The organism is Nocardia sichangensis (genome assembly GCF_047200615.1).
In the GTDB taxonomy this organism is placed as follows: domain Bacteria; phylum Actinomycetota; class Actinomycetes; order Mycobacteriales; family Mycobacteriaceae; genus Nocardia; species Nocardia sichangensis.
Genome location: NZ_JBJZOK010000003.1, coordinates 268768 through 295723 on the forward strand (window position 1 = coordinate 268768; position 26956 = coordinate 295723).

The following is a 26956-nucleotide window of genomic DNA, read 5'->3' on the forward strand; positions in this document are numbered from 1 at the left end:
CTGTCCGCGGGCGCGGCGTTGGTGATCGCGCCCCCTGGCGTCTACGGCGGCGCGGAACTCACCGCGCTCATCCGTGACCGGCGGGTGACGCACGCGTTCCTCACCCCGGCCGTCCTGCCCACGCTCGACCCGGCCGAGCTGGACTGCTTACGGCAACTCACCGTCGGCGGCGAGTCCTACGGCCCGGACACGGTGCGCCGCTGGGCCCCCGGCCGGTCGTTCCACAACACCTACGGCCCGACCGAGACCACCGTCATCGCGACGATCAGCGCCGCGCTGCGGCCCGGCGACCCGCTCGACCTGGGCACGCCGATCCTCGGCATGTCAGCGGTGGTGCTGGACGGCAGGCTGCGGCCCGTGCCGGTCGGCGTCACCGGCGAGCTGTACCTGCGCGGTCCAGGCCTGGCCCGGGGATACCATGCGCGACCAGGGCTTTCTGCCGCACGGTTCGTCGCCGACCCTTACGGTCCCGCGGGCGGACGGCTGTACCGGACCGGTGATCTGGTGCGCTGGACCGGATCCGGCGCACTGCGCTATGTCGGGCGTTCCGACCACCAGGTGAAGGTGCGCGGCCTGCGCATCGAACTCGGTGAGATCGACGCCGTGCTCGCGGCGCACGAGACGGTGCGCACGGCCGTCACCGTCGGCCACACCGATGCCTCGGGTGCGGTATCGCTGGTCGCCTATGTGGTCGCGGCCGCGGGTCACACGATCGACGCCGCCGACCTGCTGGCTCATGCCGCGCGCTCGCTCGCCGCGTACATGGTGCCGAGCCGCGTGCTGTCGCTCGACGAGCTGCCCCTGACCCCGGTCGGCAAGCTGGACCGTAGAGCATTGCCGCAGCCCGAGTTTCGCGCTGCTCCGTTCCGTGCGCCGCGTGCCGAGACCGAGCGGGTGGTGGCGCACACGGTCGCGGAGGTGCTCGGACTCGACGGCGGCGTGGGCCTGGACGACGATTTCTTCGCCCGAGGCGGCAATTCGCTGACCGCGACCCAGCTGGCCGCGCGGCTCGGTGACCGGCTCTCGGTCGCCGTCGGCGTCCGCGCGGTGTTCGAGCACTCGACCGTCGCCGCGCTGGCCCGCGCGCTGGACGACGCCTCAGGTGGGTCCGCGCGTCCCGCGCTCACCCGGCGCGCGGTGACCGGTCCCGTGCCGCTCTCGCTCGCGCAGCAGCGCATGTGGTTCCTCAACCGCCTCGATCGGCAGTCCACCGCCTACAACATCCCGCTGGCGGTGCGCCTGACCGGCGAGCTGGACGTGGCGGCGTTGAACGCCGCGATCGGGGACGTGGTGGCTCGCCACGACGTGCTGCGCACCGTCTACCCGCTGCACGCGTCCGGACCGGTGCAGGTCGTATTGCCCGTCGCGGACACCACCCCGGTGCTCGCGCCCATCGCCGTCCCGGCCGACGACCTGGCCGCGGCGGTGGCCGATTTCGTCGGCGGCGGCTTCGACGTCGCCGAGACCGTCCCGGTCCGCGCCCGGTTGTTCGCGCCGGTCGACGGCGACGCGGCGGGGACCGAACACGTGCTCGTGGTGGTGGTGCACCACATCGCCGCGGACGGCTCGTCGCTGGCGCCGCTGGCGCGCGACGTCATGTCCGCCTACGCAGCACGCAAACGCGGCGTCGCACCGGACCGGCCACCGCTTCCCGTGCAGTACACCGATTTCAGCGTGTGGCAGCGTGAACTTCTCGGCGCGGAGGACGATCCCGCCTCGCTGCTGGCGCGGCAGATCCGATTCTGGACCGAGACGCTGGCCGAGCTGCCCGCGCAGCTGAGCCTGCCCACCGATCGCCCGCGTCCCGCGGTCGTCTCCACGCGCGGCAGGCACGTCGATTTCGCGATCACCCCGGATGTGCACACGCGGCTGGCCGATCTCGGCCGGTCCTGCGGCGCCACGCTGTTCATGGTGTTGCACACGGCGTTCACGGTGCTGCTCGCCCGCCTGTCGGGCACCTCGGACATCGCGGTGGGCACCCCGGTGGCCGGGCGCGGCGCCGCCGAACTCGACGACGTCGTCGGCATGTTCGTCAACACGCTGGTGCTGCGCGCCAGGGTGGACGCGGGCGAGGGCTTCACCGACCTGCTCGCGCGCGTGCGCGCCGCCGACGTCGCGGCCTTCGCGCACGCCGACGTGCCGTTCGAGCGTCTGGTCGAGGTGCTCAACCCGGAGCGCTCCACCGCCCGTCACCCGCTGTTCCAGGTCGGCTTCTCCTTCCACAACCAGGCGGAGGCCGATTTCTCGCTGGACGGATTGAACGTCACCGCCGCCGATTTCGAATCCGAAGTCGCCCAGTTCGACCTGCATTTGATCGTCACCGATCGCTACGGCTCCGACGGAACCCCGGCTGGCATGGCGGCTTCGATCACCTACGCCACCGCCCTGTTCGACGAGTCGACGGTGGCCGGTTTCGCCACTCGCCTGCAACGGCTGCTGGGCGCGGTGTGCGCGGACCCGCGACTGCCGGTCGGGGATCTCGCGCTGCTGGACCCGGCGGAGACCGAGCGCGTGCTGGTCACCTGGAACCAGTCCGGGCGCGCCCGCACGCCTGCCACGCTGGCCGCCGCGTTCGAGGCGAGGGTGGCCAGGACGCCGGAGGCCATCGCGATCGTCGACGACGCCACGACGGTCACGTACCAGGAGTTCGGCGCGCGGGTCAATCGCCTGGCCCGGGTGCTCATCGCGCGCGGCATCGGCCCGGAAAAGCTGGTGGCGCTGGCTATTCCGCGCAGCGTCGACCTGCTCGTCGCGATGTACGCGGTGGTGACGGCCGGTGGCGCCTACGTGCCGCTCGACCCGGCGCATCCGCTGGAACGCACCGCGAGCGTATTGGCCGCCGCAGCGCCGCGGCTGGTGCTCACTTCGGCGCGGGAGCCGATGCTGCCCGCGACGGCGTCGGAACACAGCGTGGTGCTGGATATCTCGACCGTCGCCGACACGGTGGCCGACGGTCCGGTGCGCGACGACGAACGGATCGCCGCGCTGTCGCCAACGAACACCGCGTATGTCATCTTCACCTCCGGTTCCACCGGCGCGCCGAAGGGCGTGGCGATGCCGCACGCCGCCGTCGCGCACCAGCTGGATTGGATGCAGTCGGAATACGCGCTCGGCCAAGACGACGCGGCGCTGGTGCTGACCTCGGCCGCGTTCGACCTGTCGGTGTGGGAGTACTGGTGGGCGCCGCGGGCCGGGGCGCGGCTCGTGCTCGCACCTCGGGGCGCGCAGCGCGATCCGTCGGGGCTGCTCGACCTGGTGCGCCGTGCCTCGGTGACGACGCTGACGCTGGTGCCGTCGCTGCTGGCGATGCTGGCCGAAGCGTCCGGCGAGCGCCGCCTGCCGCGTTCGCTGCGCCGACTGCTGGTCATCGGCGAGGCGTTGCCCGCCGCGACGGTGCGGCGGGTCCAGGCGCTCACCGCGGCCAGGATCGACAACCTCTACGGACCCACCGAAGCCGCGGTGTCGGTGACCCGCTTCCGCACCGCCGCGGGCGACCGGCAAGCGCTGGTGCCCATCGGCACACCCGAATCCGGCAACCGGGTCTACGTGCTCGACGACCGTCTGCACCCGGTGCCCGCCGGGGTGACCGGCGAGCTGTATCTCGGTGGCGCGCAATTGGCCCGCGGCTATCACGGCAGCGCCGAGCTCACCGCGGAGCGGTTCGTGGCCGACCCGTTCGGACCCGCGGGCACTCGCCTGTACCGCACCGGCGACATGGTGCGCTGGTCCGCGGGGGGCCACCTCGAGTACGTCGAGCGGCGCGACTTCCAGGTGAAGATCCGCGGCTACCGCATCGAACTCGCCGAGATCGAGCATGCCCTGCGCTCGCGGCCCGAGATCGGCGAGGCGATCGTCGTCGCCTACGACACCGACGGCGCGAACGCCGTGCTGGCGGGCTATTTCACCGCCGCAGAGCGGCTCGACCCGGCCGCGTTGCGCGCCGCGCTGGCCGAGATCCTGCCGAGCTACATGGTGCCCGCCGTGCTGCGGCAGTTGGCGACGTTGCCGCTCACCGCGAACGGCAAGGTCGACCGCTCCGCCTTGCCCCGACCCGAGACACAGGCCCGGGAATTCCGCGCCCCCGGCACGGACTTGGAGCATGCCGTGTGCGCGGATTTCGCCGAGATACTCGCCGTCGAGCGGGTCGGCCTGGACGACAATTTCTTCGAGCGCGGCGGCAACTCGCTGCTGGCCACCCGCCTGGCCGTCCGGCTGAGTGCGGCGCTCGGCGAACAGATTCCCGTGTTGTGGCTGTTCGCCGCGCCGACACCGGCCCGCCTGATCGCCCAGCTGGAGCAGCACCGGTCCGGTCGCGGCCGGGTGGACGCGACCGCCGCGTTCGACGTCGTGCTTCCGCTGCGCACCGGCGGCGCGCGGGAGCCGCTGTTCTGCCTCCACCCGGCCGGCGGCGTCGCGTGGTCGTTCGCGGGCCTCGCGGCGCACTTGGACCCGGAGCGCGACGTGTACGGCATCCAGTCGCCGGTGCTCAACTCGGAGGCCATGCCGGAGTCCATCGACGACTGGGCGAGCCGCTACGTGCGCGAGATCCGCGCCGTGCAGCCCGAGGGCCCGTATCACCTGCTCGGCTGGTCGCTCGGCGGCGTACTCGCGCACGCGGTCGCGGTGCGGCTCCAGGAGCAGGGCCAGCGGGTCGCGGTACTGGCCATGATGGACAGCTCGCTGCGGGTCGCCGCGCACGCGGCCATCGCGCTGCCGGTCGCCGATCTGCTCGGCGGGTTGCTCGGCGAAGCGGCCGACGACGAGGACGCCGAACTCGACCCGCCTCGGCTCGCGCGCCTGCTCGCGGACCTGCCCGAGCCGTTCGCCTCGTTCGGCGCCGACCGCCTCGACCGTGTGCTCGGCGCGGGCGCCGGGTCACTGGAGTTGATCCGGCGCTACCGCCCCCGCCCCTACAAGGGCAACCTCGTGTACTTCACCGCCGCGCTGGACGATCCGACCGGTGCCGCGGGCGCCGCGAGCTGGGCGGACGCCGTGGACGGCACCGTGCACAACCACGCGGTGCACGCCTCGCACTGGCGGATGACCTCCGAATCCGCGCTGGCACGGATCGGCCACGTCCTCACCGCGGCGCTGGCCGACACCGACCGCCCTTAGACCCCCCAACCTGATCTGACCAGGAAGAAGGAAATCCGAAATGACCAACCCGTTCGACGACGACAACGCCAAGTTCTACGTCCTGATCAACCAAGAAGGCGAACATTCCCTATGGCCGGTCTTCGCCGCCGTTCCCGGCGGCTGGTCCATCGCCTACGGCGCCGCCAACCGCAAGTCCTGCCTGGAGTACGTCGAGACGCACTGGGTGGACATGCGTCCCAAGTCGCTCATCGAAGCCATGTCCACCGAGGCGAACTGACCACCTGAATACGTGGGGCGCGCCGGTCCACATCCCCCTGCCGACCGGTGCGCCCCGCCTCGTCTCCGGGCTCAGACCTCGGCGTGCGCCGCGTCGATCACCGCGTGCGCGTGCTGCCGCCATTCCGCGACGGCTCTGGTGCGCAGGCCGCCGAGCGCCGAGTCGAACTGTTTCGCGCGCTTGGTGACCGTGAGCCCCACGTAGGTGTGCGCGTTCGTGATGGCGCTGGTCGCCACCGCGCAGGCCTCCTCGACCTCGCCCGAGGCCAGCAGCGCCGTGGCGTGCTCGAAGCGGACCAAGGCGGGCTCCATGGTCTCCGACGGGTCGTACAACGCCATCGCGCGGGCGGCCGCCACGGCGGTCTCCTCGGCGCGGCCGAGCCGGGAATATCCGATCGCCTGATAAAAAGCGAGTTTCTCCGGGCGGAAAGAAAAAATACCGACCGAAAGGTCTTCGGACCCGACGTCTTCCAAAGCCGATGCCGATCGTGCGATACACCGCGCGAATTCATCGGCGTGCCCGAGACTGGCGTGCGCACGCGCCGCCATTCCCCACAACCATGCGGCGGCCGGGCCGTAAGACGGATTTTCTTGCAAGCGGCCGTCGAGTAACTGCAAAACTTCCTTCGGTTTATCGCTATACGTCGGCAAATACGCGAGCCCGGCCAGGGCGATGTCCTCCGAATAACGGTCGCCGATGTCCTGCGCGGCGTGGATCGCGGTGGCATACCACATGCGCGCCTGACCGAAATGCCCTTCGTTGAAGAGGATCTCGCCCACCACGTTCGCCAGCCGTCCGGCCGTGCGCACCAATCGGACCTGCTGATGGGTGGGCTGCCGTTCGCCGAGACAGCCACGTACCAGCCGGAATTGCTCGAGCCCCGTCTGCAACAGCTCGTGCGGCGGAACCTGCACCACCCGCGTGCCCAGGACCTCGGCCGACTGCTCCAGGAACGCCAGTCGCCGTTCGCTGATCGACCCCGCGTCGAGGGTTGCCAGCATCCTCTCCGGTTCGCTCGCCACCAGGTCCGCCGCCTGGCCTGCCATGCCCGCGCCGATGCAGGCCAGCAGTTCTCGCCTTCTCACGTCGTCTTCCTCGACTTCCTTGTCGAGCCCGATTTCCCTACCGAGCTTGGTGTGCCTTTCGGGCGCCGAATCGGCGCGTTCGTAGTCGGGGGCCGGCTCCTGGCGCGTGGTGATCGCGCGCTCGAATCGTTCGGCGACGACGGAATCGACGCCCGACAAGACCCTGTCCAGGAGACGCTGGCTAGCGGCGTGCATCCGGGTTGTCCGGCCGTTCTCCCACAGGACCACGGTGCGCGGTGTGACGCCCACCAGACGCGCGAATTCGTAACGGCTTCGCTTCATCGCCGTGCGAAGCGCATGTACAGCTTCGCCCGTCCAGTCGACCTCCACCATAGGTCTCTCTTCCTCGCTCCAGGCCGCTACAAACGGAAAGTACTCGCAATTACCGCATTCGGGTCTGTTATCTACCGAATCGCAACGCGCACTGTTGAATCGCACCCGGCATCGGGGGTCCGCCCAAACCCTGTCGAGGGCGCCCGTTGTCCGGAACCCGGCGCACGGTCCCGACACGGCCCGATCCATCCGTGTCGAGCGCGGCTCCGGCGGCGCCTTCTCGGTGCCGGGTGCACTGCGCTTATGGAGGTGAACGATGGACGTGTTGCACTCGGATGTCCGAGAGCTGTGGTTGATTCAGAGCCGCGACTGCTCGCAGGAACCGCTCGGCCTGACCTATGACCGCGCGCGGTTCCTGTGCGCCGTCCACGCCGGGCACGGCGCGCACTGCAGGCAATACCTAACCGCGTCGGCGTTCTGTTCCCGGCAGGCCGCCGACCAGTGAGCGGCCGTGAATCCGCTGCTGAGCATGCTCGGCGCGTGCACCTTGCTGGTGGCCGCGATCGTCGGCGTCGGCTCCTGCCTGCCGCACGGCGGCGCGGAGGACGCGCACCGACCGCCCGATGAGCCGTTCACCGTCGAGCAGGCGCACCGCGTGATGCAGGGCCACCGCCCCTGCCGCGCCGACGCCTGCCCCCGCAAACAAGCGGCCTTCCGCACCTTGGTCGCATCCGGCCGCGTCGTCCCCGACAGCAGGGCCGACGGATACTCGCGCTGACCGACTGTCAGCGCACCGAACTCGTTGCCGGCAGCGTGATCCGCCCGCCAACGACGTTCATCCCCTGCACGGGACTACGGCGAGGGAGCCCCGGCAGCGCCGAAGTCCCCGTATCTCCGTACGACGGAGATACGGGGACTTCCCGGCGTCCGCTCACCGCGCATCTCGAATCGGCGCGAGTGCGAGCCACCGCAGCCTCGCCGGGGGACCGAGCACGGAGTGAGTAGGCTTCCGGCACGTGAGGTTCGGTCCGATAGCGGTCACTGCGTTGGCCGTGGTGGTGATCGCTGCGTGTTCGGCCGACAGGGGCCCGATCTCGGCGAGGGAGGAGAACGCGATGCTGTTGCCCGACGGCGATTCCCTGTTCATCAGAACGTATTTCGCCGACGACGCCGCCTGGTCCGAAACTTTGGATGCCGCGCTGCAGCCGTGGGACCTCGGTGACGGGATACTCGCCTATGCGGATATCACGCCGGTCGATGACCGTCGCTTCGAAGGTCTGACGGTGGAGAAGTTGGAAGAAATCGTTCCAGCGCCACCGCCCTACTACCTCTTCCTGGCGGACAAGCGAACGATGACCGATCCCGAACGCCCGATACTCGTCGTGGATACGAGCCGGGGCAACACGGACGTCGTCGGTTTCCAGACCTTCCGCGTGGTGCCCACCGAAATGCCTGCCGTGGAGAACAACCTGTCGCTGTCGAACATGGACTTCGAGGACTTCTCCGAAAACGTCGACGCCGACGGGGTGTTCCGCGGCTTCTGATGCGGGCCGTTATGTGCCACTCGCGGGGCCGGTCGATATCTGGTGGCCGTCCCCATCGCTGCTCGTATTGCCGCGGCGTCATGAATACCCAGCCCGCCACGACAGCCAGGGCGCATGAGTCATGACCGAGTGAAGTCGCGGTCGCGTCGGCCGCCGCCTGAGCACCCCGCCGCGGGGCGCTCAGCCGACAGCCGCGGCGGTCAGTTTCCGGTCGACCTGGCGGCGTCCGACAGCGCCTCGAATTCCTTGTCCGTCAGCTCGATTCGCGCGGCGGCGATGTTCTCCTCGACGTGCGCGACGCTGGAGGTGCCCGGGATCGGCAGCATGACGGGGGAGCGGCGCAGCAGCCAGGCCAGGGCGAGCTGGGCGGGGGTCGCGCCGTGCTCGGCGGAGATGGCGGCCAGCGGACCGCCGGGGGCGGCGAGTTCGCCCGTGGCGATGGGGAACCACGGGATGAAGCCGATGTTCTCCTGCTCGGCGTAGTTCAGCACGTCCTCGTCGGCGCGATTGGCGAGGTTGTACAGGTTCTGCACCGAGACGATGGTGGCGAGTTCGCGCACCTGGCGCAGCTGTTCGACGGTCACCTGCGAGAGGCCGATGTGCCGGATCTTGCCCTCCTGCTGGAGTGCGACCAGCTCGCCGATCTGGTCGGCCAGCGGCACCTGCGAGTCGATGCGATGCAGCTGGTACAGATCGATCCGGTCGACGCCGAGATGGCGCAGGCTCAGTTCCGCTTGCTGGCGCAGGTATTCGGGCCGCGCGACCGGGCGCCACTCGTTCGGACCCTGCCGCGTGAGACCGGCCTTGGTGGCGATGACCAGGCCCTCCGGATAGGGGTGCAGGGCCTTGCGGATCAGTTTCTCGCTGACGAACGGACCGTAGGAGTCGGCGGTATCGATGAAGTTCACGCCGAGCTCCACCGCCCGGCGCAGCACCCGTACCGCCTCGTCCGGGTCCTTGGGGTCACCCCAGACGCCGGGGCCGGTCAACTGCATCGCGCCGTATCCCAGCCGATGCACCGGAAGATCGCCGCCGATGGCAAAGGTTCCGGATGCCGCGGCGGGTTGCGCGTCGAGATCTGTGCTCATGAGAATCTTCTTTCCGAAGTCGGAGACTGCGCCGATGCCCTGCGAATGTCGCGCCGGGACCGGACGCGGCCTTTCTACCGCAACAGCATTGCCCCGAGGCCGATTCCGCCCCGGCGTTCGCCGGTGGCGTAAACCGGCCGTGCCCTCGAACTGGCCCAGGACCCGCGCCCGATGTCCGGCCTATCGGCAACGCCCACGTAGTCGGCACGGATCCCACCGTACTCGGACTCGGGAATCGAGCACCCCGAGCGACCAGCCCCCGAACGAAAGCTTCCGCTACGATTCCGCCGGTACAGTGCGCGCCGACTCTCGCGCTCGGCCGACTCGGCGATACTCGTGCCATCGAGTGGCACCTCGCCGCGGTGGCCACCCACGATTCGCCGCGGCCGTGTGCCCACTCGCGAACGAAGGCGTCGAGCCGGTTCGCCGGTCGGTCGGCCGCCGTTACCGGACCGACGGTGCGCTGTCGCCCACGACCGTGGGCCATCCCGCGCTACGGCGTCAGGTGGCCGAAGAGGATCGCCTGCATCAGGCGCACCACGCGCCGGGGGGAGCAGGCCGGGTCGGTGGAGCCGAAGCGTTCGCCCAGGTCGACGACCAGGGCGAAGGCGGCGTGCACCAGCAGCCGCGCTTCGGCGGCGGACAACTCGGGCCGCACGCCGCCCAGCAGTTTGGCCCATTCCTCCACGTTGAGTCGCTGGATGTTGCGCAGCACCGTGCGCTCCTCCGGCGGCACGTTGCTGATTTCGGCGTAGTAGACGAAGGTCAGCTCGCGCTCGGCGAACGAGCCGGCCACATACAACTCGATCAGGGTGTCGAGCGCTTGCTGGGGCGTCTCGGCCGCGGAGACGGCAGGCCCGATGGCGGCCGACACCCGATCCGCCGCCCGGCGGAACGCCGCCGTGAGGATGTCGCCCTTGCCGCGGTAGAACCGGTACACCGCCGAGGATGCGGGCAGTCCGGCGGCGTTGGCGATGTCCTCCACGCTGACGTTCGGGTACCCGCGCTGATGGAACAGCTCCACCGCGCGCATCAGCAGCAACTCGTGTTTGAAGGTGAGCGGGATCTCGGTCGCGGTGAAGTTCTCGGCCTCGGCGCTGCCGGGCGGCGGCAGCTCGCACACGGCGAGTGCGTGGCAGGCCGCGGTGAGCCGCGCGGTGAGCGTCCGCACCGGGATCGACACATGGTGATCACCGATGCTGCTGAGCACGCTCAGTTCCGCCGCGGCCAGCACGGCGCGATCGGCCTTCGACAGCGCGGGCCTGGTCTCGGCGAGCAGTGCGGTGAGCGTCGCGTTCACGCCCGCGAGCTGATCGGCCAGCGTGTCCGCGTCGTCTTCCTCCAGGTAGCGCCGCTGCCAGCGCAACAGCGCCGCGCTGCGCCGGTTGACGATGGCGGCCTCGATCAAGGCGTCGAGCACCCGCGCGAGCCGCTGCTCGGCGGACAGGTCCGTGGCTTCGGGCAGCCGGACCGCTTCGGCGCTGACCGCGCCCAACCGCAACACTTCCTCGCGGAACAGCGCGTACTTGCTCGGATAGTGGCGATACAGCGCCGCGGAGCTGATGTCGAGCCGAGAGGCGATGTCGTCCATGCTGACGCCGTGGTAGCCGAGCGCCCCGAACGCCTCGGCCGACGCCGCCGCGATCTGGGCGCGGCGGTCACGTGGTCGGCGCCGGATCACGCGTGCCGGTGTCCCGTCGGCCGCCTTGTCCGCGGCATGGTGGTCCTGGGCACCCATGCCGCGATGGTAGCCCAACACAACGTTCGGTACAGCGACGCTACCCGCTCCCGGGAAGAAATGAATGGTAGATCACAAAAATCTGGTGATCCGCCTTCAATCTCCCGCAATGCGCCGATCGAAGCGAGAATCTCTGCTAACTTACCTGACTATCGCGCGGGCCGTCCGAAGAGCACCAGCTGCATCAGCAAGCGCACCCGGTCCTGGGCGGCCAGCGGTTCGTTGCCGAAGGCGCGGCCCAGGTCGACGACCACCGCGAAAGCCGCGTGGACGAGGATGCGCGCCTCCGCCGGAGCGAGCTCCGGACGCACCTCGCGCAGCAGCCGGGCCCACTCCTCGACGCTGAGTCGCTGGATATTGCGCAGCACCGTGCGGTCCTCGGTGGGGACATGCTGGAACTCGGTGTAGTACACGAAGGTGAGGGCGCGTTCGGCGAACGATCCGGCGACGTATTGCGTGATCAACGCGGTGAGCGCGTCCTCGGAATCGCCGGCCGCCGCCACGGCCGGGCCGACGGCGCCGGAAACCCGTTCGGCGGCACGGCGGAACGCGGCGGCCAGGATGTCGCTCTTGCCGCGGTAGAAGCGGTACACCGCCGAGGCCGCCGAAAGCCCTGCGGCGGTGGCGATGTCCTCCACGCTGACGTTGGGGTAGCCGCGTTCGTGGAACAGCTCGACCGCTTTGCGCAGCAGCAGTTCGTGTTTGAACGAATCCGGAATCTCCACCACCGCGACCGGCTCGACCGCGCGCGTCGCGGGCAGCTTCGCGTGGGCGACCGACCAGCACGCCGAATGCAGCAGGCGGGCAAGGGGTTTCGCCGGGAGAGCGGCGTGATGGTCGGCGATGCTGGTGATCGTGCTGAGCAAGGCGGCGCGCAGCACGCGCACGTCCTCCTCGATGAGTTCCGGGCGCAGCGCGGCCAGCTGGCTGCCCAGCGCGCCGAGTACCGTGGCCTGCTGGTCGTTGAGCGTGGTCTGGTCGTCGGGCTCGAGGTATCTGACTTCCCAGCGCACCAGCGTGACGGTGGGGCGGTTGTCGATGGTGACCGCGATGAGCGCGTCGAGCACGTGCCGCAGCCGCTGTTCGGCGGGCCAGTCGGCCGCCTCATCGGGCAGCTCGACCGATTCGGTCATCGCCTGGCCGACGCGCAGCAGTTCTTCCCGGAACAGCGCGTATTTGCTCGGGTAGTGGCGGTACAGCGCCGCGGAGCTGATGCCGAGCCCGGAGGCGATGTCGTCCATGCTGACGCCGTGGTAGCCGAGCGCGCCGAACGCGGCGGCCGACGCGGCGGCGATCTGGGCACGGCGGTTCTTCGGTCTGCGCCGGATCTCGCGAGGTGCCGAGTCGCCGCTGCTCGCCTTCCGCGCCGTACGGCGATTGTCGACACTCATGACGAACATCGTAACGACCTGGCCGTATGGCCGGGCTGGCCGTGCCACGGGATACGGCTCCCGGGGATGAGCGGCCCCCGGGAGCTGTACCTGTTCTCCGGTGCGCGCCGGCATGCGACGAGGCGGGATGTGCGCGCCGGTGCGTCCGGAAGTCGACAGCCGGACTCGGCCGAAGCGCGGGGCACGATGCGAGCCGTGCCGGGACTAGCTGTCGAACAGAGACAAACTTACACGAATATAAATCCAGTACAAGTGCTGATCGAACACAGAATCATTGTTCACATACTGGTTGACCGCCGGTCGACCACCACCCGCGCCCGGCCGCGCGGCACCGTGGTGATGTTGCGGATCTTGCCGCGCTCGGGCGCGCTGCCCGCCGGGAGCGAAAGCGTGTCGCGGACGAGGATTTCGCGCAGCACCGTGGTGCCCTCGAGCAGTGAGAACCCCGCGCCGATGCATCGCCGCACACCGCCGCCGAACGGCAGCCAGGTGTTCGGCGCCACTTCGCCGTCGAGGAAGCGGGCCGGGCGGAACACGGCGACGTCGGGGTAGGCCTCGGTACGGCGATGTGCGAGGACGATCGACGTGGCGACCACGGTGCCCGCGGGCAGCCGCTGTCCGCCGATCGTCATGTCCCTGGTCAGTTTTCGATTGGTGCCGGAGATGACGGTGTGCAACCGCATGGCCTCCTTGAGCACCGCGTCCAGGTATCGGTCGTCGCCGGTGCGCGCGGCCTCCGAGGCCTGCCGCTGGATCTCGGCGTCGGCGGCGAGTTCGTAGAGTGCCCAGGACAGCGCCGACGCGGTGGTCTCGTGCCCGGCCAGCAGTAGCGTGATGAGCTGGTCGCGCAGTTCGGCATCGGTGAGCGGCGCGTCGCCGTCGCCCGCGCCGACCTCGAGCAGGCGTGACAGCACGTCGGTGCGCCCGGCCAGATCGGTCGCCCGCCGCCGCTCGGCGATCTCCGCGTAGAGCAAGGCGTCCACCGCGGCCAGGTTCTCGGCGAAGCTCTTCCATGGGCCGACCCGCCGCAATCGGTCGTTCTTCAAACCCAGGAAGACCAGCGGATTCAGGTGGACGATCCGATTCAGGCGCGGGTTCAGCTCGGCCCTGGTCCGCTCGTCGGTGACGCCGAAGACCACCCGCGTGATCACCTCGAGGGTGAGCGCGTTCATACGGTCCAGCATGCGCACGGTGGATCCGGGCGCCCAACCGCCGATCTCCGCGGCCGCGATCTCGGAGATCAGCGCTCGGTAGCCGCGCAGCGCGGCGCCGTTGAACGCGGGCATGAGCAGCCTGCGCGCCCGCGCGTGCTCGGCCTCGTCGGTCAGCAGCAGCGAGTGCGGGCCCATGATCGCACCGAGGATCTGATTGCCCTCGCCCGCGTGCAGGTCGTGCGGATCGCCCGCGAAGATCTCCTTGATGTGCTCGGGGCGGGAGTACACCACGACGCGGTCGGCGAACGGCGGGATCCGGAGGGTGAAGACGTCACCGTAGCGGCGCGCCATCGCGGTGAGGAACCGGGCCCGGTCCCGCTGGAACAACGCGCTCTGCACGAGCGGCGGCAGCGCGGGCCCAGGCGGAAAACCCGCGGGCTCCGTGCGTTCTCGGACGTCCTGTGCGGCCACGATGCCACCTCCACGCGCATGTCGAACCGGCTGTCGCCTCCACGCTAGGAGAAACCCGGACGCCGGTCCATGCCCGATGCCCGCCGCTCGCGTACCCCGGCTCACCATCCAATACTCCGTTTGTCCGAAACCGCTTGTACCGGTGCGTCTTTCTGGTAAGGAGTTCGTCATGGCGTTGGCTTTGCGCCCGGTGGACCCCATCCCGGTGCTCGGCGCCGTGGTCGCCGCGGTACGGCGGATCACGGCGCGCTATCGGCTCACCCCGCAGGAGAAGCGCAACCTGGAAGCCGCCCGCGGCGCGCGGGCGGCGGTCTTCACCGCGTCCATCGGCGGGCGCGGCTACCGCCGATAGAATCCTGCGCCGCAGCCGAACTCGCGACGCACACAGCCGCGCCCGTTCTGGATCGCGGCGTCCGATTCGGGCGCTCCCGGCACTGCGTCCGGCAACTGATCGGGATCGTCCGCAGCCGAAGTCGGGAGCGCCCTCAGCCGCGCCCGCCGGGCCGGATCGTGCCGTACCAGTCGAGCAGGTCCGGGTTGTCCACGGCGCTGCGTTCGACGACGCGGGTCGGGTCGGCGCCCTGGAACAGCTTCTTGATCGGTACCTCGAGCTTCTTCCCGGTGCGGGTGTGCGGGATGCCGGGGGCCAGGATGATCTCGTCGGGCACGTGGCGGGGGGATACCTCGGTGCGGATGGTGCTGTTGACGCGCGCTTTCAGCTCGTCGGTGAGTTCCGCGCCGGGCGCGAGGGTCACGAACAGCGGCATCCAGTATCCGCCGTCGGGCTGCTCGGCGCCGATCACCAGCGCTTCGGCGATCTCCGGGAGCCGTTCGACGGATTGGTAGATGTCGGCGCTGCCCATCCGGATGCCGTGCCGGTTGAGCGTGGAGTCCGACCGCCCGTGCACGACCACGCTGTGGTGGTCGGTGATGGTGATCCAGTCGCCGTGCCGCCACACGCCGGGGAACATGTCGAAATACGCGTCGTGATAACGCTTCCCGTCCTCGTCGCGCCAGAAGGAGACCGGCATGGACGGCATCGGCGCGGTGACGACGAGCTCGCCGACTTCGCCGCGCACCGGCTGCCCCGCCGGGTCGTAGGCGTCCAGCGCGACGCCGAGGAAGGGCGCCGACAGCTCACCCGGCCACACGGGCACGGTGCGCGCGCCCCCGATGAATGCGGACACCACGTCGGTGCCGCCGCTGATCGAGGACACCTGGACGTGCTCGCCGACGTTCTCGCCCAGCCACAGCGCCGAGGAGGTGGGCAGCGAGGAGCCGGTGATGCCGACGGTGCGCAGGGCCGACAGGTCGTGCTCGGTGCGCGGCACCGAGCCAGCTTTGATGCAGGCCAGCACATAGCCGGGGCTGGCGCCGAGCACGGTGGCGCCGACCTCGGCGGCGATCCGCCACAGCGCGTCGGGGGTCGGCGCGGTAGGGCTGCCGTCGTAGGTGACGATGGTCGCCCCGGCCAGCAGGCCCGCGATCTGGAAGTTCCACATCATCCAGCTCGGGCTGGTGTACCAGAAGAAGGTGTCCTCGGGTCCGATGTCGGATTGCAGGGCAACGGCTTTGAGGTGTTCGAGCAGCACGCCGCCGTGGCCGTGCACGATGCCCTTGGGCAGGCCGGTGGTGCCGGAGGAGAACACGATCCACAGCGGATGGTCGAAATCCACCGACTCCGTGGTGATCACCGGAGGCAGCCCGTCGGTGGTGGTCACCGCCTCGTCCCACGAGGTCGCGTCCGGCACGTCCAGCCCGAGCCGGGAGACCGCGATCGTGCCCTTCAGCGAGTCCAGGCCGGCACGCAACGCGGCGATGTCGTCGCGCTTGTCGTGCGCCTTGCCGCCGAAGCGGTAGCCGTCGGCGGTGACCAGGACGGTCGGCTCCAGTTGCCCGAGACGGTCCAGCGCGGCTTTCGGCGAGTAGTCCTGTCCGCAGGCGCTCCAGATCGCGCCGATGCTCGCGGTGGCCAGGAACGCGATCACCGCTTCCGGGATGTTCGGCAGATACCCGGCCACCCGGTCGCCGGGCCGCACACCCAGCGACCGCAGCGTCTGTGCGAAAGCGGCGGTGTGGTCGATCAGTTCGGCCCAGGACACCTCGCGGATCGGAGCGTCCTCACTGACCGCCTTGATCGCGGGCCGGTCGGTGCGCAGCTGCCGGATCACCTGGTCCACATAGTTCAACCGGGTGCCGGGGAACCACTGCGCGCCCGGCATCTCCGCGCTCGCCAACACTTCGCCCGCGATGTCACCGAGTTCGAAGTAGTCCCACAGCGCGTGCCAGAACCCGGCGAGATCGTCGACCGACCACTGCCACAGCGCGTGATAGTCGGTCGCGTGCACACCGGTGCGTTCCGCGACGAATCGGGCGAAGTCGGTGATCCTCGCCTCGGCGATGTCTTCTTCGGTCGGCACCCATTGTGGTTGCATCGCGGTCCTCTCGACTGGGGAAACTCTGCGTTCAGGCGCGGTCGGCGCGCCGCACGATCTGCTCGGCGTGCCGGAACACGGGGCCATCGACCATCCTGCCCTCGAAGGCGAAGACGCCGCGGTGGTTCGGCGCTTCCGCCAGCACTCGGCGGGCCCAGGTGAGCTCTGCTTCCGAGGGCGCATAGGCGGCGCGCAGCACCGGCACCTGGCTCGGGTGGATCGCCACCTTGGCGTCGAAACCCACCGAGACCGCGTCCTCGGTCTCGGCCCGCAGCCCGTCCAGATCGCCAATGTCCAGGTACACCGAGTCGAGCGCGAACTTGCCGTACGCCTTGGCGGCCAGCAGCGCGGTGGAGCGGACGTGGCGGGCCACGTCGCGATAGCCGCCGCCGGCATGCCTGCTCGCCGTGCCGCCGAGCCCGGCGACCAGATCCTCCGCCCCCCACATGACGCCGATCGCGTTGCGCGCCGTCATCGCCGCGCCGACGGTGAGCGCGCCGAGCGGCGACTCGATCAGCGCGATCACCGCGTAGTCCGCCAGCGCGGTGACCTGTTCGGCGGACTCGCATTTCGGCAGCATGAGCCTGCGGTAGGCGGTGTCGGCGAGCGCCGCCAGATCGAGCGCGTGGTCCTCGGTACCCGCCGCGTTGACGCGCACCACCGTGGTCGCCGGATCGAGCGGTGTATCCAGCAGCGCCTTGCGCGCCGCCGCTTTGTCGTGCGCGGCGACGCCGTCCTCGAGGTCGAGAATCACGACGTCGGCCGCAGCCGCCGCCTTCGCGAAGCGCTCGGGACGATCGGCCGGGCAGAACAACCAGGCCGGACCTGCCATCTGCCAATTCATGCGGCATCGCCTCCGGCATGAGCGCGACCCTGCCGACTCCGGGCCGAACCGCTCATGCTGTGTCGGTTGTGGATACCCACGGAGCCCGGTGTAGTGCCGCTGTGCTGCCTCAGGGCCGGGCCGCTCATGCTGGGTCGGTTGTGGGCATCCGCATCGCTGTTCGTGGTGACCTTGGGTTGTCTCACCCGGACCGGACGCCTCATGCCACGCCCTCCGGAGCCTTGCGCACCAGCGTCTTGCGCACCGCCGTGGCCACGACCTCGCCGTGCTGATTGCGCGCCGTGTGCGCGAAGGTAACGATGCCCTCGCCGGGACGGCTCTTCGATTCGCGCTTGTCGGTGACCACGGTTTCGGCGTACATGGTGTCGCCGTGGAACAGCGGCTTGGGGAAAGCGACCTCCGAGAAGCCGAGATTGGCCACGATGGTGCCCTGGGTCAGCTGCGCCACCGACAGTCCGATCAACGTGGACAGGGTGAACATCGAGTTCACCAACCGCTGATTGAACGGAGGCAATCGATCGCTGAACGCCGCGTCCAGGTGCAGCGCCTGGGTGTTCATGGTGAGCGTGGTGAACAGGACGTTGTCCGCCTCGGTGATGGTGCGGCCGGGGCGGTGCTCGTAGACCACCTCGGTGTCGAACTCCTCGAACCACAGGCCGCGCTGCACGACCGTCCGCCGGGTCACAGGCCCAGCTCCCGTCCGATCAGCATCAGCTGCACCTCCGTCGTCCCCTCGCCGATTTCCAGGATCTTGCTGTCGCGATAGTGCCGGGCGACGGCGTACTCGTTCATGAAGCCGTAGCCGCCGAAGATCTGCGTCGCGTCGCGAGCGTTGTCCATGGCGGCCTCGCTGGCCACCAGCTTGGCGATGGACGCCTGCTTCTTGAACGGCTTGCCTGCCAGCATCAGCGCCGCCGCGTCGTAGTAGGCCGTGCGCGCGGCGTGCGCCCGCGTCTCCATCCTGGCGATCTTGAACGCGATGGCCTGATTGCGCCCGATCGCCTGGCCGAACGCCTCGCGCTCCTTGGCGTAGCGCACGCTCTCGTCCACACAGCCCTGCGCGGCGCCGACCGCGAGCGCGGCGATGGCGATGCGGCCCTCGTCGAGGATGCGCAGGAAGTTCGCGTAACCGCGCCCGCGCTCGCCGAGCAGATTCTCCTCGGGGACGCGGACGTCGGTGAAGCTGAGCGGATGGGTGTCGGAGGCGTTCCAGCCGACCTTGTTGTACGCGGGCTCGGCGACGAAACCGGGCGTGTCGGTCGGCACCAGGATCGTCGAGATCTCCTTCTTGCCGCCGGTGTTCCCGGTCACCGCGGTCACCGTGACGAGCTTGGTGATGTCGGTGCCGGAATTGGTGATGAACTGCTTGCTGCCGTTGATGATCCATTCGCCGCCGTCGATGACCGCGGTGGTCCTGGTGCCGCCCGCGTCGCTGCCCGCGCCCGGTTCGGTGAGCCCGAACGCGGCGAGGTTGCGGCCGCTGGTCAGCCGCGGCAGCCATTCCTGCTTCTGCTTGTCGTTGCCGAAGCGGTAGATCGGCATCGCGCCGAGCGAGACGCCCGCCTCCAGCGTGATCGCCACGCTCTGGTCGACCTTGCCCAGTTCCTCGAGCGCCAGGCACAGCGCGAAGTAGTCGCCGCCCATGCCGCCGTACTCCTCCGGGAACGGCAGGCCGAACAGGCCCATCTCGGCCATCCCCGCGACCACTTCGTACGGGAAGGTGTGGTTCGCGTCGTGCTCGGCCGCCACCGGAGCGACCACCGACCGCGCGAAGTCGCGCACGGTCAGCGCGAGATCGCGGTACTCCTCCGGCAGCGTGCCGGTGGACAGGAAGTCGGTCATGCGGGGATTCCTTCTCGTTCGGTGGGATTCGTTGCGGCCTGCGCGACGACGCGCGCCAGCACTTGGTCCAGGCGCACCTGCGCGCCGGGTTCGACCAGTAGTTCGACGGTTCCGGCGACCGGCGCGGTGAGCGAGTGCTCCATCTTCATCGCCTCCACGATGACCACCGGATCGCCCGCCGCGACGGCGGCGCCGGAGGCGACCGGCACCGCGATCACCGAGCCGGGCATGGGGGAGCGGATCTCGGCGTCGCCCACGTGCTCGTCGCCGCCGCGCACGTTGACCTCGGCCACTTCGCGCAGCACCGCGATGCCGGACGGTCCGGCCACCCACAACAAGCCGTCCTGCTCGGCGACCCGGTAGGTGCGGCGCAGGCCGTCCAGGGTGAGGGCGAGTTCGCCCGCGCATCGATCGCCGGAGGCGGTGAATACCGCCGTCAGTGCGCGGCTTTCGCCCTCGTCGACCCGCACCGTGCCGTCGTCCGGCGTGCCGGACAGGTAGACGTGCTCGACCCGCTCGCCGCCCGCGAGCCGGATCGGCGTCGGCGCGTCGGCCCCGATCCGCCAGCCGGAGGGCACCTCCCAGGGGTCGCGCGGCGCGGCGGGCCAGCGGCGCACCCAGTGCCAGGCCGCCGCGGCGACGAACTCGTCGTCGCCCACGGCGGCGGGCCGGAAGTCGGCGACCCGCCGGTCCAGCAGGGCGGTGTCCAGCCGTCCTTCGGCCACGTCCGGGTCGGCGAGCAGGAAGCGCAGGAATTCGATATTGCTGGTCACGCCGAGCAGCACGGTGTCGGCCAGCGCCCGATCCAGTTTCGCGAGCGCGGCGGCGCGATCACCGGCGTGCGCGATGACCTTCGACAGCATCGGGTCGTAATCGCTGCCGACGCGCGTGCCGATCCGCAGGCCCGAGTCGACCCGGACGCCGGGGCCTTCCGGCTCGTCGAGGTCGAGCACCGTGCCGCCGGTGGGCAGGAACCCGCGCCCCGGATCCTCGGCGTACACCCTGGCCTCGATCGCGTGCCCGACCATCCGGATGTCGTCCTGCGCCACCGCAAGCTTCTGCCCGGCCGCCACCCGGACCTGGCATTCCACCAAGTCGACGCCGGTGACCAGCTCGGTGACCGGATGCTCTACCTGCAGGCGGGTGTTCATCTCCATGAAGAAGAACTCGTCCGGCTGGTCGGCGGAGACGATGAACTCCACGGTGCCCGCGCCCACGTAGTCCACGCTGCGCGCGGTGTTGCAGGCCGCCGCGCCGATCCTGGCCCTGGTGGCCGCGTCCAGCAGCGGCGAGGGAGCCTCCTCGATCACCTTCTGGTGGCGGCGCTGCAAGCTGCATTCGCGCTCGCCCAGATGCAGCACGTTGCCGAACTGGTCGGCGAGAATTTGCACCTCGATGTGCCGCGGCCGGGTGACGAACCGTTCCAGGAACAGCGTGTCGTCGCCGAACGCGGCGGCGGCCTCGCGCCGGGCGCTGCGCAGCGCCTCCGGCAGGCGGGCCGGACCGTCCACCCGGCGCATGCCCTTGCCTCCACCGCCCGCGGACGGCTTGACCAGCACCGGATAGCCGACTTCGGCGGCCGCGGCGATCAGCTCGTCATCGGTCAGGCCCGGGGTGGCGATGCCGGGCACCACGGGGACGCCGAACGCGGCCACGGTGTTCTTCGCGGTGATCTTGTCGCCCATCACCTCGATGGCGCGGGCCGGCGGTCCGAGGAAGACGATGTCCGCCTCCGCCAGCGCGGCGGCGAAAGCGGCGTTCTCCGAGAGGAACCCGTAGCCGGGGTGGACCGCTTGCGCGCCGGTGCGCACGGCGGCGGCCACCACCCGGTCGATGGCGAGGTAGCTCTCCCGGGCGGGGGCCGGGCCGAGACGCACCGCAGTGTCGGCTTCGTGGACGTGGCGGGCGTCGGCGTCGGCGTCGCTGTAGACGGCCACCGAGCGAATCCCCAAGGCGCGCAAAGTGCGGATCACCCGCACCGCGATCTCGCCGCGGTTGGCGACCAGCACGGTGTCGAACCCGACGGGAACGGATCTGTTCAGCATCGTCATCACATCCGGAAAACGCCGTAGGAGACGGGTTCGAGCGGGGCCTGCGCGCACACCGACAGCGCCAGCCCGAGCACGGTTCTGGTGTCGGCGGGATCGATCACGCCGTCGTCCCACAACCTGGCCGTCGAGTAATAGGGGTTGCCCTGGCTCTCGTACTGGTCCCGGATCGGGGCCTTGAACGCCTCCTCGTCCGCGGCCGACCAGGGCTGCCCGCTGCTGTCGAGCTGGTCGCCGCGCACCGTCGCCAGCACCGACGCCGCCTGCTCGCCACCCATCACCGAGATCCGGGCGTTCGGCCACATCCACAGGAACCGCGGCGAATACGCGCGCCCGCACATCGAGTAGTTGCCCGCGCCGTAGGAGCCGCCGATGACGACGGTGAGCTTCGGCACGCGGGCGCAGGCCACCGCGGTGACCATCTTCGCGCCGTGCTTGGCGATGCCGCCCGCCTCGTAGTCGCGGCCGACCATGAAGCCGGTGATGTTCTGCAGGAACAGCAGCGGGATACTGCGCTTGTCGCACAGCTCGATGAAATGCGCGCCCTTCATGGCAGATTCGCTGAACAGCACGCCGTTGTTGGCGACGATGCCCACCGGATGTCCGTGGATGTGTGCGAACCCGGTGACCAAGGTCTTGCCGTATTCGGCCTTGAACTCGTGGAACCCGCTCTCGCCCTCGACGGTCCCGTCGACCAGGCGATGGATCACCTCGCGCACGTCGTAGGGAGTGCGCAGGTCGGTCGGCACCACGTCGTAGAGCTCGGATTTCGGCGCGGCGGGCGCGATGACGGGCCGCACCTCCCACGGGACCGGCGTGCGCGGGCCGAGCGTGGCCACGATGCGGCGCACGATGCGCAGCGCGTCCTGATCGTCCTCGGCCAGGTGGTCGGTGACGCCGGAGGTGCGCGAGTGCAGCTCGCCGCCGCCGAGTTCCTCGGCCGTGACCACCTCACCGGTCGCGGCCTTCACCAGCGGCGGGCCGCCGAGGAAGATTGTGCCCTGGTTGCGCACGATCACGGCCTCGTCGCTCATCGCGGGCACGTAGGCGCCGCCCGCGGTGCAGGAGCCGAGCACCGCGGCGATCTGCGGAATCCCTTTGGCGCTCATGGTCGCCTGGTTGTAGAAGATGCGCCCGAAGTGCTCCCGGTCGGGGAACACCTCGTCCTGGTGCGGCAGGTACGCGCCACCGGAGTCGACCAGGTAGACGCACGGCAGCTGGTTCTGCAACGCGATCTCCTGCGCGCGCAGATGCTTCTTCACCGTCATGGGGTAGTAGGTGCCGCCCTTGACCGTCGCGTCGTTGGCCACGATCACGCATTCCCGGCCGGACACCCGGCCGATCCCGGTGATGATCCCGGCGCCGGGGGAGTCGTCGCCGTACATTCCGGTCGCGGCCAGCGGGGACAGCTCGAGGAATGGGCTCCCCGGGTCCAGCAGCTGGTCCACGCGCTGCCTGGGCAGCAGTTTGCCCCGCGCGACGTGGCGATCGCGTGCCTTCTGGGGCCCGCCCAGCGCCGCGGCGGCCAGCCGGGCGCGCAGATCGTCGACCAACGCCGCGTGCGCGGCGCGGTTCCCGACGACCTCTTCGATAACGGTCATCACGTAATCCTGTCGTCCAGTTAGTCGACGATAACTGAAATTCAGGTTAGTCTTGATTAACCGAGTTGTCCAGATCGGCCGAAAGGACCGCGTGTGACCAGTGCCGAATCCGTCGCGCCGACGCGTCGTGAGCAATTGAAGGCGCAACGCAGGATGCAACTGCTGGAAGCGGGAGCGCGGTTGATCGCCGATCGCGGCTTCCTCGGCATGCGCCTGGACGACCTGGGCGCCGCCGTCGGCATCAGCGGCCCCGCGGTCTACCGGCACTTCCCGAACAAGGAAGCGCTGCTGATCGAGTTGCTGGTCGGGGTGAGTCAGCGCCTGCTCGACGGCGGCAAGAAGGTGGTCGCGGGCACGAACTCCCCTGAGGAGGCACTCGCCGGGCTGGTCGATCACCATCTGGACTTCGCGCTCGGCGAGCCGGAGCTCATTCGCATCCAGGACCGCGACCTGGACAACGTGCCCGCTGCGGCCCGCCGCGAGATCCGCCGCACCCAGCGCCAGTACGTGGAGATCTGGGTGAGCGTGTTGCGCGAGCTGCATCCCGAACTACCCGAGGAGGCGGCGCGGGTGCAGGCCCACGCCGCCTTCGGCCTGATCAACTCCACCCCGCACAGCGCGAGCGAGGCGACCGCGGCACGCGCCCGGCCGGTGCTGCGCGGAATGGCGCTGACCGCGCTCGGGTGAGCGCGCCCTCATCGCGCGCTCCACCCGCCATCCATCGTGTAGGCCGCGCCGGTGACCATGCCCGCCTCCGGCGACACCAGCCAGGCCACCAGCGACGCGACCTCCTCCGGCTCGACGAGCCGTTTGATCGCGCTCTCGGTGAGCAGGATCTTCTCCACCACCTCCTGCTCGGGCACGCCGTGCGCCTTGGCCTGATCCGCGATCTGCTTGTCCACCAGCGGCGTCCGCACATAGCCGGGGTTCACGCAATTGCTGGTGACGCCGTGCGGGCCGCCCTCCAGCGCGGTGACCTTGGACAGCCCCTCCAGGCCGTGCTTGGCCGTCACGTACGCGACCTTGTATTCGGAGGCGCGCAGGCCGTGGACCGAGGAGATGTTGACGATCCGTCCCCAGCCCTGCCGGTACATGTGCGGCAGCGCCGCGCGCACCAGCAGGAACGGGGCCTCGACCATCAACGTGAGCAGGTCGCGGAAGCGCTGCGGCGCGAAGTCCCGGATCGGGCTGACGTGCTGCACCCCGGCGTTGTTGATCAGGATGTCGACGTCGAGTTCCAGCTCCTCCAGCGCCGCGACGTCGAGCAGGTCCACCGCCCACGACTTGCCGCCCAGCTCCCTGGCCACGGTCTTCGCGCCGACGTCGTCGACGTCGGCCACCGTGACCGTGGCCCCCCGCGCCGCGAGCGCGCGGGCGCACGCAGCGCCGATGCCGCTCGCGCCGCCGGTGACCAGGGCGCTGCGCCCCGCCAGATCGCTCATCGCACGGTCACTTCGGTGCGCGCGCCGAGGGTCTCGGCGTCGGCGTGATCGATGCTCTCCAAGGTCAGTCCCTTCGTCTCTCGTGCGACGAGCACGGCGATCGCGCTCACCGCCGCCGCGCCCGCCAGGTACCAGGCGATCGGCACCGCGGAGTGGTAGGTGTTCAGCAGCCGGACGGCGATGATCGGCGCCAGCGAACCGGCCACGATCGAGGTCACCTGGTAGCCGAGGGACACACCGGAATAGCGCATCCGGGTGGGGAACATCTCGGCCATGATCGCGGGCTGCCCGGCGTACATGAAGGCGTGGAAGATCAAGCCGATGACGATGGCGGACATGATGACCACGTTGTGGCCGCTGTCCATCATCGGGAAGGCGAAGAAGCCCCAGGTGCCCGCGGTGAGCGCGCCGATCAGGTAGACCGGCCGCCTGCCGATGCGGTCGGACAGGTTGCCCACCATCGGGATCGCCACGAAGTGCACCGCGTGCGCGGCCAGCAGCCACCACAGGATCACTTGGGTGTCGGCGTGCACCTGCGTCTTCAGATAGGTGATGGTGAACGTGACCACCAGGTAGTACATGACGTTCTCGCCGAAACGCAGCCCCATCGCGGTGAACACGCCGCGCGGGTAGCGGCGCAGCACCTCCACCACGCTCAGCGAGGTCGCCTTGATCTGCTCGGCTTCCCGCTGCGCCGCGACGAAGATGGGCGCGTCGGTGATCTTGGTGCGGATGTAGTAGCCGATCAGCACCACGACCGCCGACAGCCAGAACGCGACCCGCCAGCCCCAGCCGAGGAACGCCTCGTCCGACAGCGTGGAGGTGAGCACCAGCAGCACCACCGTCGCCAGCAGGTTGCCCGCGGGTACGCCTGCCTGTGGCCAGCTCGCCCAGAATCCGCGGCTGCGGCTCGGGCTGTGCTCGGCGACCAGCAGCACCGCGCCGCCCCACTCTCCGCCGACCGCGAAGCCCTGGATGAAGCGCAGGGCCACCAGCAGCGCGGGCGCCCAGTAGCCGATCTGCCCGAAGGTCGGCAGGCAGCCCATCAGGAACGTCGCGCTGCCCACCAGCACCAGGCTGAACTGCAGCAGCTTCTTGCGGCCGTACTTGTCGCCGAAGTGCCCGAACACCACGCCGCCCAGTGGCCGCGCCGCGAAACCGACCGCGTAGGTGATGAACGCGGCGAGGATGGCGTCCAGGTCGCTGGTGCCCTTGGCGAAGAACACCTTGCTGAACACCAGCGTGGCGGCGGTGCCGTACAGGAAGAACTCGTACCACTCCACCACCGTGCCCGCCATCGACGCGGCCACCACGCGGCGCAGGCCGCTGGTCGTGCCGCCCGAATCCGCCGCTACGGCGTTGTGCTCCCTCATCGCACTTCTCCTTCGTGCCCGGGGCCACACTTCGTTCCCGATGTGACGGCCCCCACAATGCTTTGGCTGCACCGAGTATTGGTGCAGAGGAATTACGCCGCAATGACCATTTGTGCAGTGCGTCTCTGCAAAGATGCAGATATGCGCCCGGCCACTCCTGGTCGTCCCAGCGCGGACGACCTCCTCGTCCTCCTGGCCGTCGGGCGCTCCGGCCGATTCGTGACGGCGGCCGACGAACTCGGCATCAACCACACCACCATCTCCCGGCGCATCGCCGCGCTGGAGCACACCCTCGGCGGCCGGGTGCTCACCCGGGTGACCGGTGGCTGGGAGCTGACCGATCTCGGCAGGGAAGCCCTGGCCGCGGCCGAGGCGGTGGAGTCGGCGGTGAAGTCGCTGGCCGCGGACGCCGACGGCAACCGGGTGCTGGAGGGGGTGGTCCGGCTCTCGGCGACCGACGGCTTCAGCGCTTACATCGCCGCGCCCGCGGCGGCGGAGGTGCAGCGGCGGCACCCCAAGATCTCGGTGGAAATCGTGGCGATCACCCGGCGCGCCTCGCAACAGCGTTCGGGGCTGGATCTCGAGATCGTGGTGGGCGAGCCGCAAGTGCACCGCGCCACCGCCACGCATCTGGCCGACTACTGTCTCGGCCTCTACGGTTCCCGCGAATACCTGTACGAGAACGGCGCACCCGCGACGATCGACGACCTGTCCCGGTATCCGCTGGTCTACTTCATCGACTCCATGCTGCAAGTCGACGATCTCGACTTGGCTTCCAGCTTCGTACCCGCGATGCGCGAATCGGTCACGTCCACCAATGTTTTCGTGCACGTCGAGGCCACGCGCGCCTCCGCGGGCCTTGGCCTGCTGCCGTGCTTCATGGCCGATCGCCACGCGGACCTCGTTCGCGTGCTGGCCGATTCGGTGACCGTCACCCTCGGCTACTGGCTCGTCGCGCGCACCGAAACCCTTCGCCGCCCGGAAGTGGCCGCCGTCGTCGCCGCGATCCGCGCCGTGGTCGCCGATCAGCGCGACATCCTCCTCGGTCGTCGGCACTGACGGTCGACTCCGGCCCCGGGGGGCGATGCGACTCGTCTTCGTCTCCTGGCGGCATCCTCGGCCTCACTCCTGCCCGTGCGGCTTCGGTGGCTCAGCGGGGCGAGGTGTCCGGCCTGGCGGCGCTGTGATCCAAATTACTGGTTTCCGACCATCTGGACAGCGCACAGCTATCTCAAAGAAAACTCACAGCAATC

At 69.8% G+C, this 26956-nt stretch carries 21 protein-coding genes (1 of these 21 cut by a window edge); 8 read left to right on the top strand and 13 right to left on the bottom strand.

Annotated features, from left to right (window positions below; translation table 11 throughout):
* Together ACL03I_RS05835 and ACL03I_RS05840 are read left to right on the top strand one after the other, a co-directional pair.
* Nucleotides 1–5115, top strand: the end of a protein-coding gene (locus ACL03I_RS05835) for a non-ribosomal peptide synthase/polyketide synthase (protein WP_412805290.1). Its footprint begins 20334 nt before the window's first position; only the last 5115 of its 25449 coding nucleotides appear in the window; the start codon falls outside the window, past its left edge; it ends in the stop codon at nucleotides 5113–5115.
* Nucleotides 5116–5155: 40 nt separating this feature from the next.
* Entirely contained in the window at nucleotides 5156–5374 is a 219-nt protein-coding gene (locus tag ACL03I_RS05840) for an MbtH family protein (RefSeq protein WP_355074840.1), read from the top strand.
* A 71-nt stretch (nucleotides 5375–5445) separates the two neighbouring features.
* Here ACL03I_RS05840 and ACL03I_RS05845 read toward each other — a convergent pair whose 3' ends face one another.
* Entirely contained in the window at nucleotides 5446–6981 is a 1536-nt protein-coding gene (locus tag ACL03I_RS05845; protein ID WP_397275008.1) for a helix-turn-helix domain-containing protein, read from the bottom strand.
* Nucleotides 6982–7048: 67 nt separating this feature from the next.
* Here ACL03I_RS05845 and ACL03I_RS05850 point away from each other — a divergent pair, with 67 nt between their 5' ends.
* From ACL03I_RS05850 to ACL03I_RS05860, 3 genes are all read left to right on the top strand, one after another.
* Nucleotides 7049–7237 (top strand): hypothetical protein, encoded by a 189-nt coding sequence (locus tag ACL03I_RS05850; RefSeq protein WP_355074836.1) that lies wholly within the window; start codon nucleotides 7049–7051, stop codon nucleotides 7235–7237.
* 6 nt (nucleotides 7238–7243) lie between these two features.
* Nucleotides 7244–7510 (top strand): hypothetical protein, encoded by a 267-nt coding sequence (locus tag ACL03I_RS05855; RefSeq protein WP_355074834.1) that lies wholly within the window; start codon nucleotides 7244–7246, stop codon nucleotides 7508–7510.
* A 337-nt stretch (nucleotides 7511–7847) separates the two neighbouring features.
* The gene (locus tag ACL03I_RS05860; protein WP_412805291.1) at nucleotides 7848–8276 is read left to right on the top strand and encodes a DUF6924 domain-containing protein; all 429 of its coding nucleotides are present in this window, start codon (nucleotides 7848–7850) and stop codon (nucleotides 8274–8276) included.
* 200 nt (nucleotides 8277–8476) lie between these two features.
* Here ACL03I_RS05860 and ACL03I_RS05865 read toward each other — a convergent pair whose 3' ends face one another.
* From ACL03I_RS05865 to ACL03I_RS05880, 4 genes are all read right to left on the bottom strand, one after another.
* The gene (locus tag ACL03I_RS05865) at nucleotides 8477–9364 is read right to left on the bottom strand and encodes an aldo/keto reductase (RefSeq protein WP_412805292.1); all 888 of its coding nucleotides are present in this window, start codon (nucleotides 9362–9364) and stop codon (nucleotides 8477–8479) included.
* Nucleotides 9365–9857: 493 nt separating this feature from the next.
* Entirely contained in the window at nucleotides 9858–11102 is a 1245-nt protein-coding gene (locus ACL03I_RS05870) for a TetR/AcrR family transcriptional regulator (protein WP_412805293.1), read from the bottom strand.
* Between the two features lie 149 nt (nucleotides 11103–11251).
* The gene (locus ACL03I_RS05875) at nucleotides 11252–12493 is read right to left on the bottom strand and encodes a TetR/AcrR family transcriptional regulator (RefSeq protein ID WP_379250587.1); all 1242 of its coding nucleotides are present in this window, start codon (nucleotides 12491–12493) and stop codon (nucleotides 11252–11254) included.
* A gap of 278 nt (nucleotides 12494–12771) precedes the next feature.
* Nucleotides 12772–14118 carry a cytochrome P450 gene (locus ACL03I_RS05880; RefSeq protein ID WP_412805294.1) on the bottom strand — a complete coding sequence of 449 codons (1347 nt, stop codon included), beginning with the start codon at nucleotides 14116–14118 and terminating at the stop codon, nucleotides 12772–12774.
* 169 nt (nucleotides 14119–14287) lie between these two features.
* Between ACL03I_RS05880 and ACL03I_RS05885 the strand changes: the two genes are divergently transcribed.
* Complete coding sequence (locus tag ACL03I_RS05885; protein ID WP_412805295.1) at nucleotides 14288–14470, top strand: hypothetical protein; 183 nt, start codon at nucleotides 14288–14290, stop codon at nucleotides 14468–14470.
* Between the two features lie 133 nt (nucleotides 14471–14603).
* On the opposite strand, the gene ACL03I_RS05890 is transcribed toward ACL03I_RS05885, so the two are convergent.
* The 6 genes from ACL03I_RS05890 to ACL03I_RS05915 all read right to left on the bottom strand — a co-directional run bounded on the left by ACL03I_RS05890 (nucleotide 14604) and on the right by ACL03I_RS05915 (nucleotide 22888).
* A complete protein-coding gene (locus ACL03I_RS05890; protein ID WP_412805296.1) occupies nucleotides 14604–16553 on the bottom strand; it encodes an acetoacetate--CoA ligase in 1950 nt (649 codons plus the stop codon).
* 31 nt (nucleotides 16554–16584) lie between these two features.
* Nucleotides 16585–17397, bottom strand: a complete 813-nt coding sequence (locus ACL03I_RS05895) for an HpcH/HpaI aldolase/citrate lyase family protein (RefSeq protein WP_412805297.1) — start codon at nucleotides 17395–17397, stop codon at nucleotides 16585–16587.
* A 199-nt stretch (nucleotides 17398–17596) separates the two neighbouring features.
* Entirely contained in the window at nucleotides 17597–18082 is a 486-nt protein-coding gene (locus tag ACL03I_RS05900) for a MaoC family dehydratase (RefSeq protein WP_355074813.1), read from the bottom strand.
* Nucleotides 18079–19239 (bottom strand): acyl-CoA dehydrogenase family protein, encoded by a 1161-nt coding sequence (locus ACL03I_RS05905; RefSeq protein ID WP_355074811.1) that lies wholly within the window; start codon nucleotides 19237–19239, stop codon nucleotides 18079–18081. Before ACL03I_RS05905 ends, ACL03I_RS05900 begins: the two co-directional genes overlap by 4 nt.
* Complete coding sequence (locus ACL03I_RS05910) at nucleotides 19236–21284, bottom strand: acetyl/propionyl/methylcrotonyl-CoA carboxylase subunit alpha (protein ID WP_412805298.1); 2049 nt, start codon at nucleotides 21282–21284, stop codon at nucleotides 19236–19238. Before ACL03I_RS05910 ends, ACL03I_RS05905 begins: the two co-directional genes overlap by 4 nt.
* A gap of 5 nt (nucleotides 21285–21289) precedes the next feature.
* A complete protein-coding gene (locus ACL03I_RS05915; protein ID WP_412805299.1) occupies nucleotides 21290–22888 on the bottom strand; it encodes a carboxyl transferase domain-containing protein in 1599 nt (532 codons plus the stop codon).
* 153 nt (nucleotides 22889–23041) lie between these two features.
* Here ACL03I_RS05915 and ACL03I_RS05920 point away from each other — a divergent pair, with 153 nt between their 5' ends.
* Nucleotides 23042–23575, top strand: coding sequence for an SACE_7040 family transcriptional regulator (locus ACL03I_RS05920; RefSeq protein WP_355075038.1), 534 nt, complete (start codon nucleotides 23042–23044; stop codon nucleotides 23573–23575).
* Nucleotides 23576–23583: 8 nt separating this feature from the next.
* Here the strand turns inward: ACL03I_RS05920 and ACL03I_RS05925 are convergent, their stop codons facing one another.
* Both ACL03I_RS05925 and ACL03I_RS05930 read right to left on the bottom strand, forming a co-directional pair.
* Nucleotides 23584–24330 (bottom strand): 3-hydroxybutyrate dehydrogenase, encoded by a 747-nt coding sequence (locus tag ACL03I_RS05925; RefSeq protein ID WP_355074805.1) that lies wholly within the window; start codon nucleotides 24328–24330, stop codon nucleotides 23584–23586.
* On the bottom strand, nucleotides 24327–25703 hold the full coding sequence (locus tag ACL03I_RS05930) for an MFS transporter (RefSeq protein WP_412805300.1): 1377 nt from the start codon (nucleotides 25701–25703) through the stop codon (nucleotides 24327–24329). The genes ACL03I_RS05925 and ACL03I_RS05930 overlap by 4 nt, the downstream gene beginning before the upstream one ends.
* A 141-nt stretch (nucleotides 25704–25844) precedes the next feature.
* Between ACL03I_RS05930 and ACL03I_RS05935 the strand changes: the two genes are divergently transcribed.
* Nucleotides 25845–26762: a LysR family transcriptional regulator gene (locus ACL03I_RS05935; protein ID WP_364424902.1), complete on the top strand. Its 918-nt coding sequence runs from the start codon at nucleotides 25845–25847 to the stop codon at nucleotides 26760–26762.
* Nucleotides 26763–26956 lie beyond the last annotated feature (194 nt).

What these genes read in the sequence shown, in the direction of transcription:
- ACL03I_RS05925 (WP_355074805.1), bottom strand. Translation starts at nt 24,330, where the DNA reads ATGAGCGATCTGGCGGGGCGCAGCGCCCTGGTCACCGGCGGCGCGAGC.
- ACL03I_RS05920 (WP_355075038.1), top strand. Translation starts at nt 23,042, where the DNA reads ATGCAACTGCTGGAAGCGGGAGCGCGGTTGATCGCCGATCGCGGCTTC.
- ACL03I_RS05915 (WP_412805299.1), bottom strand. Translation starts at nt 22,888, where the DNA reads ATGACCGTTATCGAAGAGGTCGTCGGGAACCGCGCCGCGCACGCGGCG.
- ACL03I_RS05935 (WP_364424902.1), top strand. Translation starts at nt 25,845, where the DNA reads ATGCGCCCGGCCACTCCTGGTCGTCCCAGCGCGGACGACCTCCTCGTC.
- ACL03I_RS05910 (WP_412805298.1), bottom strand. Translation starts at nt 21,284, where the DNA reads ATGCTGAACAGATCCGTTCCCGTCGGGTTCGACACCGTGCTGGTCGCC.
- ACL03I_RS05895 (WP_412805297.1), bottom strand. Translation starts at nt 17,397, where the DNA reads ATGAATTGGCAGATGGCAGGTCCGGCCTGGTTGTTCTGCCCGGCCGAT.
- ACL03I_RS05845 (WP_397275008.1), bottom strand. Translation starts at nt 6,981, where the DNA reads ATGGATCGGGCCGTGTCGGGACCGTGCGCCGGGTTCCGGACAACGGGC.
- ACL03I_RS05885 (WP_412805295.1), top strand. Translation starts at nt 14,288, where the DNA reads ATGGCGTTGGCTTTGCGCCCGGTGGACCCCATCCCGGTGCTCGGCGCC.
- ACL03I_RS05850 (WP_355074836.1), top strand. Translation starts at nt 7,049, where the DNA reads ATGGACGTGTTGCACTCGGATGTCCGAGAGCTGTGGTTGATTCAGAGC.
- ACL03I_RS05890 (WP_412805296.1), bottom strand. Translation starts at nt 16,553, where the DNA reads ATGCAACCACAATGGGTGCCGACCGAAGAAGACATCGCCGAGGCGAGG.
- ACL03I_RS05930 (WP_412805300.1), bottom strand. Translation starts at nt 25,703, where the DNA reads ATGAGGGAGCACAACGCCGTAGCGGCGGATTCGGGCGGCACGACCAGC.
- ACL03I_RS05840 (WP_355074840.1), top strand. Translation starts at nt 5,156, where the DNA reads ATGACCAACCCGTTCGACGACGACAACGCCAAGTTCTACGTCCTGATC.
- ACL03I_RS05860 (WP_412805291.1), top strand. Translation starts at nt 7,848, where the DNA reads ATGCTGTTGCCCGACGGCGATTCCCTGTTCATCAGAACGTATTTCGCC.
- ACL03I_RS05865 (WP_412805292.1), bottom strand. Translation starts at nt 9,364, where the DNA reads ATGAGCACAGATCTCGACGCGCAACCCGCCGCGGCATCCGGAACCTTT.
- ACL03I_RS05905 (WP_355074811.1), bottom strand. Translation starts at nt 19,239, where the DNA reads ATGACCGACTTCCTGTCCACCGGCACGCTGCCGGAGGAGTACCGCGAT.
- ACL03I_RS05875 (WP_379250587.1), bottom strand. Translation starts at nt 12,493, where the DNA reads ATGAGTGTCGACAATCGCCGTACGGCGCGGAAGGCGAGCAGCGGCGAC.
- ACL03I_RS05870 (WP_412805293.1), bottom strand. Translation starts at nt 11,102, where the DNA reads ATGGGTGCCCAGGACCACCATGCCGCGGACAAGGCGGCCGACGGGACA.